Source organism: Rhizobium sp. 01T444, from assembly GCF_056398305.1.
On record NZ_JBFTPD010000244.1, the window covers coordinates 1 to 627 of the forward strand.

The window sequence follows — 627 nt, forward strand, 5'->3', positions numbered from 1 at the left end:
GTACAGATCCTCCTTGCGAGCAGATGGTAAGGCTTCGTGAATCAGCCCTATGAGGCGCTTGACCACAGGGTCGAAATAGCGCGCCATCATCTCCCCGCCCCAGGACGTAGAGTTGCTGACCTGGGCCGTAAGCGCGAAGTAATTGCGCCAACCCGGATCACGGTGTCGCTTCAGATCCATCAGCGGTCGCAGAAAGGCTTCAATCACACCTTCAACGCTTAGATCGCCGGCGTGCGCAGAAGCGTAGTCATTCATGGCGTCCATGCGCTCTTGATTAACAACTTGCGCACGCCGATCCCATACTGCGTCAAACAGCCCCTTTTTGTGCTGAAAGTAGTAGTGCAGCAGAGCAGTATCCACCTCCGCTCGGTCGGCGATCGCTCTTAGGGTCACGCCATAGAAGCCGTGCTCAGCAAAAAGTGCCTCCGCTTCGTCCAGGATGCGAGATGCTGCGTCAGCGTTGCGCCCCCCACTCTTACGTGGGCGACCAACACTCTTGCGAACCTCAATGTTTTTCTTCATTTACTAGTTCAAGCAACGGCGTAGCGGCCCCATGCTCTGGATACGGATGACAGCATTTTATGCAAGTGACATCAGTCGCAATCTAGGAATCGGCACCGCAGAGCG

Annotated in this window: 1 protein-coding gene; it reads right to left on the reverse strand. The window is 55.7% G+C overall.

Annotated features, from left to right (window positions below; translation table 11 throughout):
* The coding region (locus AC1DTN_RS38230; protein ID WP_477925384.1) for a TetR/AcrR family transcriptional regulator at window positions 1–522 on the reverse strand (522 nt) is incomplete at its 3' end.
* Window positions 523–627: the final 105 nt, after the last annotated feature.